Annotated in this window: 10 protein-coding genes; 8 read left to right on the top strand and 2 right to left on the bottom strand. The window is 55.1% G+C overall.

Annotated elements, in window-relative coordinates:
- The first annotated feature begins 232 nt into the window (after positions 1–232).
- The 4 genes from HNR01_RS04935 (at position 233) to HNR01_RS04920 (ending at position 3,417) form a co-directional block, all read left to right on the top strand.
- Positions 233–1,441 carry a tyrosine-type recombinase/integrase gene (locus tag HNR01_RS04935; protein ID WP_183666963.1) on the top strand — a complete coding sequence of 403 codons (1,209 nt, stop codon included), beginning with the start codon at positions 233–235 and terminating at the stop codon, positions 1,439–1,441.
- A 215-nt stretch (positions 1,442–1,656) separates the two neighbouring features.
- On the top strand, positions 1,657–1,821 hold the full coding sequence (locus HNR01_RS04930) for a helix-turn-helix transcriptional regulator (protein WP_183666961.1): 165 nt from the start codon (positions 1,657–1,659) through the stop codon (positions 1,819–1,821).
- A gap of 178 nt (positions 1,822–1,999) precedes the next feature.
- Complete coding sequence (locus HNR01_RS04925; RefSeq protein ID WP_183666960.1) at positions 2,000–2,698, top strand: hypothetical protein; 699 nt, start codon at positions 2,000–2,002, stop codon at positions 2,696–2,698.
- Positions 2,699–2,736: 38 nt separating this feature from the next.
- Entirely contained in the window at positions 2,737–3,417 is a 681-nt protein-coding gene (locus HNR01_RS04920) for a bifunctional DNA primase/polymerase (protein WP_183666958.1), read from the top strand.
- A 96-nt stretch (positions 3,418–3,513) separates the two neighbouring features.
- Here HNR01_RS04920 and HNR01_RS04915 read toward each other — a convergent pair.
- Positions 3,514–4,613 (bottom strand): IS3-like element ISMex11 family transposase gene (locus HNR01_RS04915; RefSeq protein ID WP_133091994.1). Its coding sequence is split into 2 segments (ribosomal slippage): positions 3,514–4,361 and positions 4,361–4,613, totalling 1,101 coding nucleotides; the frame shifts between segments, so codons are not numbered across the junction.
- Between HNR01_RS04915 and HNR01_RS04910 the strand changes: the two genes are divergently transcribed.
- Positions 4,594–6,918 carry a primase-helicase family protein gene (locus HNR01_RS04910; protein ID WP_183666956.1) on the top strand — a complete coding sequence of 775 codons (2,325 nt, stop codon included), beginning with the start codon at positions 4,594–4,596 and terminating at the stop codon, positions 6,916–6,918. The two genes, HNR01_RS04915 and HNR01_RS04910, sit on opposite strands and share 20 nt — an antisense overlap.
- 728 nt (positions 6,919–7,646) lie before the next feature.
- Here the strand turns inward: HNR01_RS04910 and HNR01_RS04905 are convergent.
- On the bottom strand, positions 7,647–8,351 hold the full coding sequence (locus HNR01_RS04905; protein WP_183666954.1) for a recombinase family protein: 705 nt from the start codon (positions 8,349–8,351) through the stop codon (positions 7,647–7,649).
- Positions 8,352–9,504: 1,153 nt separating this feature from the next.
- On the opposite strand from HNR01_RS04905, the gene HNR01_RS04900 reads away from it, so the two are divergent.
- Genes HNR01_RS04900 through HNR01_RS04890 form a run of 3 tightly spaced genes read left to right on the top strand, consistent with a single transcriptional unit; the run spans position 9,505 to position 13,431 of the window.
- Positions 9,505–10,800 (top strand): AAA family ATPase, encoded by a 1,296-nt coding sequence (locus tag HNR01_RS04900; protein WP_183666952.1) that lies wholly within the window; start codon positions 9,505–9,507, stop codon positions 10,798–10,800.
- Positions 10,800–11,786 carry a hypothetical protein gene (locus HNR01_RS04895; protein WP_183666950.1) on the top strand — a complete coding sequence of 329 codons (987 nt, stop codon included), beginning with the start codon at positions 10,800–10,802 and terminating at the stop codon, positions 11,784–11,786. The genes HNR01_RS04900 and HNR01_RS04895 overlap by 1 nt, the downstream gene beginning before the upstream one ends.
- A complete protein-coding gene (locus tag HNR01_RS04890; RefSeq protein WP_183666948.1) occupies positions 11,779–13,431 on the top strand; it encodes a DUF262 domain-containing protein in 1,653 nt (550 codons plus the stop codon). The genes HNR01_RS04895 and HNR01_RS04890 overlap by 8 nt, the downstream gene beginning before the upstream one ends.
- Positions 13,432–13,658: the final 227 nt, after the last annotated feature.

The raw sequence follows: 13,658 nt of genomic DNA, 5'->3' as shown, positions 1-13,658 counted from the left end.
ATTCGAACCTCTGACCCCCAGATTCGTAGTCTCGGGCTATGTCGCCGCTTGGAACTTTATAGGAATTTTGACTGAGATATTTCGTTATTTCCCCCCTGGAACCCTCAGTTGAGCAGTAGCATATGGGTTTTTAAGCCGGCATACCGTAGCGCATCGCTGCTTCCCATGTGCTTCCCAGCCCGTCATAAGTCCCGGCACCGAATTTTCCGGCATTAATGATGGAGCCCACACAATGCGTCTCACCCGGCAGTCCGTCAGCCGCCTCGCACTGCCACCTGGGAAATCCGAGCTTCTCGTATTTGATGAAGCCTTGTCAGGGTTCGGGGTGCGGATCAGGGCTGGAGGTAAGCGCACATGGGTCGTGCAATACAGGGCAGGCACCAAACAGCGGCGGATTACCCTCGGCACGGTCGATACACTGGCCCCTGACGAGGCACGTGAGCATGCCCGAAGGGTGCTGGCGTCCGTTCAATTGGGAACCGATCCTCAGGCTGAGAAGGCCCAGAAAGCCGCGGATCAAGCACGTGTGGCACTGACCTTTGGTGCCGTCGCCACGCGCTACCTCGCACAAGCCAAGTCGAAATTGCGCCCCCGCAGTTTCGAGGAAGTCGAGCGCCATATCGTGCAGCACTGGGCACCATTTCGAGACTTGCCCATCGATGCCGTCACACGCCGTGATATCGCCGCTCGCATCGCCGAAATCTCAACGTCACGGGGGCCGTTCGCTGCTAATCGAGCCCGTGCAACGCTGTCGGCACTTTTCACCTGGGCGATGCGAGCGGGGGAAGTCGAGGCAAATCCCGTCATCGCCACCGGCAGGGCAGTCGAGGAAAAGAGCCGCGACCGGGTTCTGAATGACCGGGAATTAGTAGCCGTTTGGCACGGATGCGGGAAGGACGATTACGGACGCATCGTGCGCCTTCTAATTCTTACAGGTCAGCGTCGCGAAGAAGTCGGCGCAATGCGGTGGAGTGAACTAGACCTGACGACAGGAAAAGCACTGTGGCGTCTGCCAGCGTCACGAACAAAAAATAACCTACCCCACGACGTGCCGCTGTCAGAAGCAGCAGTAGCGATCTTGCAGGATGCCCCGCGGCGGGAGGTGTCGGGCACGGCAGGTGCTGAGGAAAGAGATTTGATTTTTGGCGAAGGCAAAGGTGCATTTCAGGGGTGGTCGAATGCCAAATCCTCACTCGATGCCCGGATTAGAATAGCCCCGTGGCGACTGCACGATTTGCGCCGAACAATGGTGACAGGAATTTCAGAGCTTGGAATTGCGCCGCACGTGGTCGAGGCATTGGTAAATCATATTTCTGGTGCGGCAAAATCAGGTGTGGCAGGTGTATATAACCGTGCGACCTATGCCACGGAAAAGCGGGCGGCATTAAATATTTGGGCAGAGCACGTGCAAAAAATAGCACGCGAATTAATGTGGGATTGAATTTCCGTATTTAGGAACTGAATTTCGGGAAATTCAATCGACAGGAATAAATAGATGATCGAAGAACGTGGATTGACATGACTTTGCGAGTGCTTAACTATACTGCGCTATGCGCTCTTACGGCGCTCAAGTGAGGATTGAAAGCCATGTCATATCAGGCACATGCCAGTGCGAGCCCCCCGGCTGATGCACATTCACAGATCGCTATGAGCCGGGTGGTCGGCTCTGCGGAGGCCGCCGCCTTCTGCAACTACAGCCTCGCGCACTGGCTACGCCTGACACGTGAGGGCAAGGTGCCTACACCCGTGCGGCTCGGTGCCCGGAAGCTCGGGTGGCGTATTGGTTCGTTGGTGGATTTCGTCAACGAGCGGGCCGCCTGAGCGAAGCTCAGCACCCACCGGTTATGCTCCCCGCTGGATGTTGCCGATAGCGTCCAGCGCCGGCCTGACCGAGATTTGAACCACGCGAATATCGGAAATTCCCCCAAGGCGCTCGTAGGCTTGAATACGATGGATAAATCGAAAGTGCGCATTCAGCGCAGCATAAGGAAATCAAGAAATGACAAAATCCAATTCACCTTACACCTATCATGGGTTCAAGCATCGCCTGCATTTTCTCCGCCTTGAGGGTGAAAGCGCTCTCAACATCGGCAATCCGATCGTTGCTTTCGAGGATGGGAACGGAAGTTTTTCTCCGCGCCGTCCAGAACCGGGTGAAACGCACCCCGACACACGGTGCTTTAATTCCGATGCAGAATTGAATGATTTTTTGTTCGAGCGTGAAGTAAATCACGTCAATCATTCGCGTCTTCTCGAAGACGAAAAAGAGCGGGGCATAAGTCCATATTTCGAATTCGTTGAGGACCCTGAGGCGCGTAGATACATTCAACCTGGGCTGCCGTCATACGGCGGATTTTACGAAGGTCGCGCCTTCCCGCTTTGGCTGGATCGGAGCGTGCTGGAATATCGAGCCCGCGCCCTCATAGCCGCCGAATACAAAAGTGCAATTTTTGCAGGCATCCTCATGGCGGAGTTCCGCGAAAGGGGACCTGCGGAAATAGAGCATGGGCCGCCTGCTCATGAGCGAATTGCTGAACATATTGAAATGAACCGGAAGCGGCGCTGGTTTCAGCCGCGCAAGCAATTGCCACCCGGGACACCGCGATTTTATCGCGACGCGCAAATCTATCAGCCCTGGTACGAGCGCGACGATGGACGCCGCGCACCTGATACAGGCTCGCTGAGCGATTGGGCGTGAGCAGGTGCTGCACTGACCGCACTAATTAATGAATAAAAATGGCCCGGAACCTCGAAAAAGGTGCCGGGCCAATAATCCAATTCACAAGGCAATTCGTCATGACTTTGGCCAATAAGTCAACGCGCTCGCCCACTTTCGGCGAGGCCGCCAAGCCGTTCCGCGCTGCCGGCATTCCCTCCCGCGCGCTGTTACCCATCGCACCGCCGGATGCCGTGGTGTCTGAGAATTCCAGCCTCGCCCGTAATCGCAAAAGCCTGGGCAAGGTGCCCGGCCGCTTCGATGCGCACCGGCAAGAATGGACGGGTCTCAGGGGGGATGCCATCACTGAAGGCATCGACAAGCGCACCGGCGCGGGTGCTGAGAATTGGCCTACCGGCAATGTCGGCATCGTGTGCCGGGCATTCCCGGCCATTGATTGCGACGTGAATTCGGATGCCGCTCGGGAGCTTGTGGAGCGGGTGGTGCGCACGGTACTCGGTGATTGCTATGCCGAACGCCTCCGGGGTGACGGCCCTCGCCGCCTGCTTGCCTTCCGCAGCAATCCGAATTTGCAAGAAAGCCGCCGCGTGCGCAAAGCGACGTGGGAATTCCGGCTTCCTGGCGATCGGGACGATGCCCCACCGCACAAGGTCGATATCCTGGGGTACGGGCAGCAATTCGTTGCTGCGGGCGCGCACCCATCCGGGGATGCCTATGAGTGGCACGCGGAGCGCGACTGATCGGCCCCCACGCGGTGGTCCAAGTTCTAAGTTAGTGCCGGGTTGGCCTGAGGGTCCCCCGGATTTTGGTCCGGCCGGAAGGTGAGCTTCCGGATCTCATTCGGCGGCCTGCAGGGCCGCCGCTAGGGCGAATTCCTGGGGTGTTCGCCACCCCAGGGCGGTGTGAGGACGGCTCTCGTTGTAGTGCCGCCGCCACGTCTCGATCTTGCTCCTCGCGTCGGCCAACGACAAGAACCAGTTCGCGTTCAGGCACTCGTCGCGCAGCCGGCCGTTGAACGACTCGACTAGCGCGTTGTCGGTCGGCTTGCCGGGCCGTGAGAAGTCCAACGTGACACCGTTCTCGTAGGCCCAGCGGTCGAGTGCCTTCGAGACGAACTCAGGCCCGTTATCGACCTGAATCGCGCATGGTGCTCCGCGCAGCAGCGTCAAGCGGCCGACGACAGCCGCGACCTGCTCGCCTTTGATGCCCTGGTCGACCTCGATCGCCAGAGCCTCGCGCGTGAATGCATCGACGACCGTCAGGGCCCGCAGCCGGCGGCCGTCGAACAGCGCGTCGGAGACGAAGTCCATCGACCAGCGTTCGTTCGGCCGGAGCGCAGCAGGCTGACGCTCACGGTGTGCCGCGCTGACGTGCCGGCGCGGCCGCTTGAGCCGCAGGCTGAGGCCCTCATCCCTGTAGAGGCGGTGGACCCTCTTGTGATTCACCCGCCAACCTTCCCGGCGCAGCAGGATGTAGATCCGGAAGTACCCGTAGCGCACCCGGCTCTTGGCCAGATCGCAGATGCGCATCCGCAGCGGTGCCTGATCGGGCTTGGTCGAGCGGTAGCGGACGCCCGACCGACCGACGCCGAGCGCGGCGCAGCCGCGCCGCTCGCTCACCCCGTGCGCCTCCTGAACCTGGTGCACGAGCTCGCGTCGCCGAGCAGGCGTCAGAGCTTTTTTGCGAGCACGTCCTGCAGGATGTGCTTGTCGAGGCTCAGATCGGCCACGAGTTGCTTGAGCTTGCGGTTCTCGTCCTCAAGCTGCTTCAGCCGCCGCAACTCGCCCGTCCCCAAGCCACCGTAGAGCTTCTTCCAGCGGTAAAACGTCTGCTCGGAGATGCCCATCCGGCGCAGCACCTCCGCGACCGGTGTCCCGGTCTCGGCCTGCTTCAGCGCGAAGGCGATCTGCTCTTCGGTGAACCTGCTCTTCTTCACGGCTCTGCTCCTCCCCTCAGGGGCTCACGAAACCGGAAAACTCGCACTCACGCCGGACCAAAGCGATGGGGGGACGTCAGACCTTTGCGAGATGGTGAAAGCCAATCGGGTTGAACTCATCGAAAGCGCCGACATAGACCGCCTGCGGCAAGCATTTGAAAGCACGGTGCGGAAAATCGGGGGGACGGTGCGTGTGTCCGGTGACAACGGGCGCGGTGCCAGCGGCGGGCGTACGCACGATTATAGCCGGGATGAGCCCATTGCGGACGCCGATCGCATTATTGATGCACTCTATGAAGTGCCGAACACGGAAGCCAATTTTCCGGGGCGGGATGATCTAATCGGGGTTCTGTCCGCCGTCCGTGCGGCAGCGGGGCACCGTGCCCTGGATCAGGACTTCGAGGACGACGTGCGCCGGTGGGCTGTCGATACCAGCGAAGGGTTTTGCGACGACGACTATTTTGACAAGATTTGGGACAGCCTGCGATCGGGAGTGCAGTGCAGCCGTGGTCGGCTTTCTGTCATTCTGCGCAAGCACGACGTGCACGATTTCGACGGTATTGATTTCGAGGACGATGGTGGAGCATTCGATGCTGCCGACGCATCACGGCAAATCCACGGGCACAAGGCCGCCGACAAGGTGACGAGGGCTGCCAAGAATGGGCCGCTGCTTACCCGCGCTGCAAATGCCTACAGGTTCCAGCACATGGGCACAGCGACACGTGCGGCATCCCGCAACATACGCCAGCCAATGCGACTGCGGGCATACCCGGAACGTGTGTGGAGTGCTGCCGATTGGTGGGACGGCAAAACCCCAGACTTAAACACGGGTATTCTGCAAGAATTGCATGTCAATTACCCGAACAAAAAGACCGGGTTATACGATTTTCTCCGTGAGTTGGAAAACGCACATCCGTTTGCATTTTTCACACACGAAATCAGGCATCCTGGATTTGACTATGGTGAGGTGGTCGAGCGGTTCGACACGCGGGGAAACCCAAATGGAGCATTGAACGTGCGACAGCGTTCACAAGCGCAGAACGCCGCTAAGCACCCCCGGCGCAATCCCGCATTCGCAAAAGCGGACAGAAATCATTTTCTTGATTTCATGCGCCGCGGTTTTGGGGATGGGAAGATCACAGAATACTTGCTCGATACGTTGGCATATATGGTGCAAACCGGTAGGCGGCCGGGGCACATGCTGGTGATCGAAGGCATGCCTGGGGTTGGAAAATCCTTGTTCGCGGAATTTTTGATCGCGCTGTTCGATGGCACCGGGCCACACGTGAGAAGCCGAATTGATGGGGCCAAATTGATGAATGAGGCCGCTCTGCGATTTATCTTCGGACGCATTGAAGGCTGCCGCATTTGCTCAATCAAAGAATTGCCGGATGGGTCCGGGCGGGGCGAAACGGCGGCACTTATTTCGACCGTGAAACAAATGGTCGATGCCGGCTCCGGTGGTGATTACATCGATATCGAAAATAAGGGCGAAGACAGCCGTTCCGTTGAAAATCACAGCTACATCATCGCCACGACAAATTATGAAAACGTGATCCCGATTGAGGAACGTGACCGCCGCTTAATGCCCGTGCGGTTCCGCATAACACAGGCCAATCGGCCTGATCAGGAATTCTACGTGCGTCTTGGGGAAATCATGGAAGACCCTGAACGGTTAGCAGCGGTTTGGGATTATCTGGCGGACCGTGCAATCGGGCACTATCGTGCTGACGCACCGCCCCCGGTCACAGCCGAAAAAGCATCCGCACAATACCGGAGCATGGAGCGCTCGGTGCGGCACATGGCAGTTGCGCTTGACACCTTGCGGCAAGCGGGCCGTGGATTGGCAACCATGAACGACATCGTGCCCCTGATGAATTGGGCCGCGCGTGTCGAGGACGGCGACGATGGCGGTTTGTCCGATCTCTACAAGGTCGGCAGCCCGATAGGTTCGGTGTCTGGCGGCGCGGCGCCGGTTCGTGGAAAAGCCCTGAATTGGCTCGCGGAGAGAACCCGCAAGCGGGAAACGAAAATCGGCCGGGGCTCGATGCGTGCACCCACCGTCTATGCGCTCGAAGGCTGCACGGTGCCGATCGAGGATATGCAATGGAATGAGTTGTCCGCGGCTATGCAGTGCGACCGGCGAAATCGCCCTCTCACGGATGGGGTGCGGGCCAAGCCCTATGACGTGCGGATTGGCCCAATGGCGCCAGTGGTCGATCGCATCGCGGGGGACGACGCGGACGATGCCGATGCGCCCGAGCGGGGCAACGTGGTCGCCATGAGGGCCCATCGCCGGGTTTGACCGGGCGTCGAGGCCGATTGAGCGCCAGGGGCCGATTGGGCACTGTTCGGCGTGCGGATCGAGCAGGGGGTGGAGTGGGCGGCAATGCCTGTCCCACCCAAATTATTAAAAATCTCAGGTTGTATGCCCTCGCTACAAGCCGCGTGCTTAATGTGCGATTTCGGACGGGCCGGGTCCATGTCCTCGCATGTCCTCAAAGGCCAGTTCATGTCCTTACGCTCACTTTTCGGCCTGTTTTGGAGCGAATATATGATAGTAGACATAGAGCGTCCCGGACATGGGTGGCCTGAATGAGGACATCGGCCCGGACATGAGGCACTGTTTTTTGGAAAAAATTTTAGAAAATATCTAAGTAATTGATGCCATTTATATTTATCCTATTTCTATTTTCTGGCGAGGACATGGAGGACATGGAGGACATGAAGAAAGTAAGATGTGTAGGGAAAAGAAGTAAAAAGGAATGTGAAATAAGAAAATGTCTTTTTTTTATTTCGGTAGGGTCATTTTTGTAGAGCACAGTACCCAAAATGGCCTGTTCCATGCCCTCACGTCCTCAGCACGCTCTGCTGATGCAACCTGAGACAGTGCTCCATCAGGCGACGGCGGGCCGATAACTCTCGGGCTCTGCTGCCACACGGTGCCCTGTTGCCAGGGCGCCGGCTGAATTGACATATCTTAGGCATACCCAAGCACACCTACCTGTATCACGGCATACCCTTGCCGCGATGCTATTCCGCCTCGTTGCCTGCGGTGCCAGCCCGCGCAATGACACGCTGCACCTGCGCTGCGGACCATACTCCGCCCCGTGCGGTCTCGACCCGCCGGGCGTTCAATTCGGCGGCAATGGCCCGGAGCGATGTCGTCCCCGTCGCCTGGATGCCCGCGATGATGGGCAGGACGTTCGCTGCGAAGGCATCCGCCGCACGGGCCGTACTCAAGCCCCCTGCGCGGCTCGCCAGCGGCAGATTGGTGCGATTGCCGAGTTGGACACCCTGAGCCCGCTTGGCGGCCAAGGCGGCCTTCGTGCGAGCGGCAATCAATGCCCGCTCTTTTTCGGCCAGCGCCGCGTACAGGTGCAGCATGAAGGGGTCGGCATCCTCGCCCAACTCCGCCACGACGAATGGCACCCGCTGCGCCATTAACCCGGCGATGAATGCCACGTCGCGCGATAGCCGGTCGAGCTTGGCGACCACCACCGCGCATTTGGCCTTGCGGGCGGCGGCGAGCGCCGCGGCGAGATGCGGACGCCGGCCCAGTGCGTCACTGCCCTTCCCGGTCTCAACCTCGACATGCTCCTCCATGATCGCAAAGCCGTTGGCCTGGGCGAACGTCTCGATCGCGGCGCGCTGTGCCTCGATACCAAGGCCGCTCTTGCCTTGCCGGTCGGTCGAGACGCGGAGGTAGGAAATCAGGGTGCGAGCGGGGTCGGGCATCGATGCGTCCCTCGTTGTGTAACATAGCCATACGCACATATGGCCATGTTACAGCAAAGGATCGAACAGACGGCAACGTTTTTCTCTAAGCGCTGCTGATTGACGCAATGGCAGGTATGAAAACAGAGGATGAACAGACCCTTCGAATGCGTGCCAATCTCGAAGAATAAACCCCCTGGTATCGGGGAGAGGCTCATGGCGGGCTTCAAAATCGAGTACCGCTGCGCGAGATATTTGTGACTTCACTCACATGCTTGGCCGGTGGCCCGATTAACCCCTTCCACGCTTGGAGTATCAACGTGAAGAGGCGGCGGAGCGAAAAAAGTCGCAAAGATGAAACCCAGGCGGCGCGATGCTTCCATGAACAAATCCGTAGGGACCGCGCGCGGGACGCCCAGTGGCACAAGGATCGGGCGAGGGCGCGAGAGCAAGCGGATCGCAGGATTACACGCCACAATGATCTGGCGCGTACCGCACAGGCACGTATCGACGGATGCAGAAATCATCCAACACCGCTGGCCGTTCGCCAAATCCGAGCATTGGCGGTTGATCCTAAAATGCCTGCTTACATCCGTGTTGAAGCAGCAAAATTCATACTCAAATGGTCCGAATGATTATTATATCTGCACGTTGATAGAAGTAATGGCGATTATAATTGAGTTTCACCTGCGTTTCTTTTGTCTGATACTTTTTTTGCAGCTTTGCACGCCCAAACGTGGAATAGACTGGCCTTTACATGAACTCTAGGACCGGTTCACTGAATGATAGAAATAAACGATACTTTACCTATGTGGCGATATCGTGATTTGCAATGATTTTGGGGTGTTCGAAAACAGTCAGGTGCCACAAGTGAATCCCAGGTTTGATATGAAGTTGAAATCTTCAATAAGCGCCGGCGTCCATGAGCGCCGTTGTTATATTTGTGCTGGACCGATCAAGTTGTATGTGTGCGTAAGATAGGATTATCGATTCTGAGTATTTTATTATGTATAATAATTGCTGTGCCATATTGCGAACCTACCCTTAACTCGAGTAGGCTGGCCAATGAAGGAATATCAGGGGCAAGAGGGTTGCCTCTTTTTTAAGCTAAGTCGACATAAATAGCCTAACTAGAAAATGTGAGTCGATCTAGTTTTTATAGGACATGCTATCAATGGGAAATATGATCAAGTCGACTCCTATAAAAAATATAAAATTCCAAAAATATAGGGGGTTTTATGAAGAGCAAACTCTAGAGCTCAAGCCTATCACGCTGCTCTTCGGCCGCAATAGTGTTGGCAAAAGTGCGTCATTGCGATTGCTTCCGATATTATCTGCTGCGTCTCGAAAACGCCGAGGCAACAAGTCTGTATTAGATTACTCGGCGCCAGCGCTACGCGGAGCAAATTTCGGCGATATCATCAGTAACGGACAGATTTCTTCTGCCATGACTTTCTCTATCGAGTGGCCTGATTTATCCTATCAATTCAGTATTAGAAATATTGATGAGAGCACAGAAATAGTAACAAATTTTTGTCTCAAGAATCCTATTAGCTGCTTTAGTGGGGAAGTGTCTGTAGCGAGCAATCCCAAGGCCGCAGCACCTGATTACAGTTCGTTTGATATCGCGTACGATGGTGAAAACCGTTTTGATATTTGGAAGCTTGAAGGAATTAGGCCTTCAATCGCTGAGGGAACGGAGGAAAACCAAACCGCTAAGCAATTGCGGGAATCCTTGGACGCTTTTGGCGAATCTGTATTCTGGCTAGAGGCGATACGTTCTAGCGTTCCACGGTTCTTCGAGCTTACGCTGGGATCAGATGGAAGTATAAGTTCCGACGGCTCAGGTGTGGCTCAAGCGCTTCGCCAAAGCAGTATGGTTGGTGATGGCATATCGGAAGCGGTTTCAGCCTGGCTAGAAAAAACTTGCAACTGTATGCTTAGTAGCTCCGCTAGTTCAAGTGTCGCAGTGTTTAACCGGCAAGTATTCCCGTTCAATGTAACGCTAAAATCCGGTGCTCAAATTGCAGTTAAGGACATTGGCGAGGGAATTGCGCAGGCTCTACCTGTAGTTACGATCTGCCATCAGGCTAGGCTTGGAAAGCTAGGGCCGCATCCTATTCTCGCTTTTGAGCAGCCCGAGTTGCATTTGCATCCCACTGCCACCGTTCAACTCGCGGATGAGATCATATCGTGTGTGGTCAGTAATTCTGAGGCGCGTCACGTTATTGAGACGCACGCAGAGAGTATGCTGCTGGCTGTGCAAATCGCAATCGTAGAAAAACGCATCAAGCCGAGTGATGCAATTGTATACTGGGTAAATAATGACGATGCCGGAACGCACTTGCGTCCAATCACCTTCGATGATGAAGGGTTTCCGATAGGCGGTTGGCCACAAGGTGTATTTCGTGAAACATTAGACCAATCGAGGAGGCTTTCGGAACTGCGTATCGAGACTGGTGTAAACTAATGCGCGTTCTGATCGCGGATGACGTATTCGGCAATCCAGAAAACGAGGTTGCGTTAAACACTATTCTGCACATTGCAGTCCGTAAGCGCTGTTATCTTGATGCGTATCAGGCAAACGGGCAAGGATTTGCCGCGTGGTACCAAAAACTTGGAAAAGTCCATCAGCAGGCCTGGAACGACGTTTCAAGTTGGTCGGTCCGTGACAGCGGACTATATAGATTGAGGACGTGGATAGTAACAGGGACGCCAGATAGGCAAGCGACACCTCCACGTTTCACGCTCGAAGACGCAATTGGGCGGGTTACTCGACCGATGCGGATTTGGATTGAAAATGATCGCAATGACCGCCAGTTTTGGCTGAGTCACATGCGGTCAGATGTCCGACAATTCTTTCTCGACATGGAGCAGCAGCGTTTAGTGCAATTTGATAGCCGAGGTGGGCTTGGCGAACTCAGGATGGCTCTTCAGGAGTTGTTCACTCGCAGTATAATTGACAAGCATGACTCAATGGTTTTGTTTGACAGTGACGCAGGAACGCCCGGAAATATCAGTGCTGAAGCAGCACTTATGACTGAGTTTTGTCAGCAGGCCAGCTTGCGGCATCACTGCTTGAGCCGAAGAGCCATAGAAAATTACATCCCAAAGTCAGCCCTCTATGCGTGGGTCTTTGAAAAAGGCGGAAAAGAACGAGGGAGACGGAAAAAAATAGTAGACGCGTTTTTCAGGATGACGCCGGAACAACGCTATCATTTTCGTCTCAAGTCGGGATGGGATAGCTCGCCCTCACCCCCAGTTTCAGCGCTCTATTCCTCCGTCGCTACCGCCGATCATATGACTTTAGCTCAGGGCATCGCCGGGGATATCGCGATGGTGTATGTTACTCACCATGCTTCAATCGAAGCCTGGGCCGTGAGAGACGGCATGGATCAGGGGGTTCAGAAAACCGTGGATCAACTCGCCGACTGGATTCGGGTCCCTTATGCGTGAAACATTTTCAGCTGATCCCACCGTGGTGTTTCTCACGTCGGTGCTCGACGACCTTTCGACCGGACGCATTCGGATTCCCCGCTTCCAACGGCCGCTTGTTTGGACGTGGAATCACCGGAGGGAGTTTCTTGAAAGCATATTCGCCGGGTTGCCTATTGGCGCGCTAATGATTTGGGCAACGTCGAATGAAGAAATTGGTTGTTACGATAGCCTAGGCCCGCACCGCCTCCCGCCGATGGTTAAATCGATAGAAAATCGATACCTCATGGACGGCGTGCAGCGCATATCGACACTCTTCGGAGCTTTGCGAGCTACCGAGAGCTGGAAGTCGTTCGATGAAACTAACGACTTTGAATTGAGAGACTTTGTTGTTTACGCAGATCTCGATGCTGCAGACGAGTCCGAACGGTTCAAGCGTTCAATCGACATTAGATCTGAGGCCCTTAAATCCGATCCAACTCGTTACCTGCCGCTTAACATCATTTTGCAGAGTAAAGAGCTTCTAAAATTTCAGAGAGCATTGGCGAATGCGGACGAAAAGCGCATCGACATGGCCGATGAAGTTGCTGCCGCATTTCGTTCATACAAAATTCCGCTAATAACGTTAAATAGTGCAAGTCTGGAAGTTGTTACAAAAAGTTTTGAGCGGATCAATAGTCGGGGAGCCGACATGAGTGAGCTACATATGCTCAACGCTCTTTCTTACTCGCCGAAGTTTGACTTATTGAAGCTCGACAATGAATATAGGAGTGATCTACTTGCAGCTGTGGGCTGGGAGAAAGTGGACACCGATGTCGTTTTGAGGTGCATCAAAGCCAATTTGAAGGCGGATATATATAAGACAAATCCAGATGAAGTGAGTAGGCGATTAAAGGAAGATCCTCAGGCGCTGTATCGCACATTCAATGGCCTTCGTTCGTGCGCGATTTTCTTTGATCAGGCTTTTGGCATAACTGATCCGGCGTTGGTTCCTTATCGGATTCAGATAGTGGCGATTGCGACCGCTTTGAGCAGCGGGTACTCCGATCACTATAGACTTCTTCTAGAGGACTGGGTTTGGTTGACCACTTACTCCGAATTATTTGGAGGGAGCGGGCGGCAATCCGAGAGTGCAATTGGCGATTTCTTGAATTACGTTGAGACAGGGCTTCTATTTTGGTCGCTGCGTCAACAGCCCACTGTTCGAAGCACTGCCTCGGTAAAAAGTGACTTCAGAGCGGCTCGAGTAAAAGCCCTCATGCTGGCGTTGGCTTACCGGTCGAATCAAGTCGAGTCGAGGTCGGGATCCAACCTCATAAGAGAATTCGGTGCTGAGGCTTTTCATTTCCTTGCATTGCCGAACGTTGAACGAGGTGATCCAGGTGGGCGATTTCTGATCAATCCTGAAGATTCACATCGGTTGAGAGCTCAGATTACAAATTGCGCGCTCAGCGACGATGTTAGGGAGCGGCACATAATTTCTGATTACGCTATAGAGGCTGCGCGCTTGCAGGATTACAAAGAGTTTGCGAGGCGGCGCGCTCTGGATATATTCGAGTTTGAGAAAAAACATATACTCAAACCGCTTTCAGAGCGGCTTGAATTCGTTAATATGCGAGTTATCGGAGAAAATGATCAAGATTTGGAAGGGTTTTTTGACAATTGATATTCACGTAAGCTCCTTCTTTAAATCTACACTCTATCAGTAGCTTTGAGGATTCTGCGCCTTGGAAGCTCCTTACGTATAGAAGTTAATGTGAGGTTGAGCTCCAATCCGGCGCCTTTTGAATTGGCGGTCCCACTCGAAATGCCTCGCCCAGGCCTCATGGGAACTGCCGGTTTGGGAGCCTCCTTGCCGTTAGCGTCAAGCCCGCTTGCGCCTCCGCAGCTTGA

The organism is Methylorubrum rhodesianum, from assembly GCF_014199985.1.
Classification (GTDB): Bacteria; Pseudomonadota; Alphaproteobacteria; order Rhizobiales; family Beijerinckiaceae; genus Methylobacterium; species Methylobacterium rhodesianum.
Note: the sequence above shows the minus strand (reverse complement) of the source record. Positions and strands in the feature narration are given on the sequence as shown.

Excerpts from the sequence above, each read along its gene's own strand:
- HNR01_RS04900 (WP_183666952.1), top strand. The coding sequence starts at position 9,505 with ATGGGAAATATGATCAAGTCGACTCCTATAAAAAATATAAAATTCCAA.
- HNR01_RS04925 (WP_183666960.1), top strand. The coding sequence starts at position 2,000 with ATGACAAAATCCAATTCACCTTACACCTATCATGGGTTCAAGCATCGC.
- HNR01_RS04895 (WP_183666950.1), top strand. The coding sequence starts at position 10,800 with ATGCGCGTTCTGATCGCGGATGACGTATTCGGCAATCCAGAAAACGAG.
- HNR01_RS04890 (WP_183666948.1), top strand. The coding sequence starts at position 11,779 with ATGCGTGAAACATTTTCAGCTGATCCCACCGTGGTGTTTCTCACGTCG.
- HNR01_RS04920 (WP_183666958.1), top strand. The coding sequence starts at position 2,737 with ATGGCCCGGAACCTCGAAAAAGGTGCCGGGCCAATAATCCAATTCACA.
- HNR01_RS04905 (WP_183666954.1), bottom strand. The coding sequence starts at position 8,351 with ATGCCCGACCCCGCTCGCACCCTGATTTCCTACCTCCGCGTCTCGACC.
- HNR01_RS04935 (WP_183666963.1), top strand. The coding sequence starts at position 233 with ATGCGTCTCACCCGGCAGTCCGTCAGCCGCCTCGCACTGCCACCTGGG.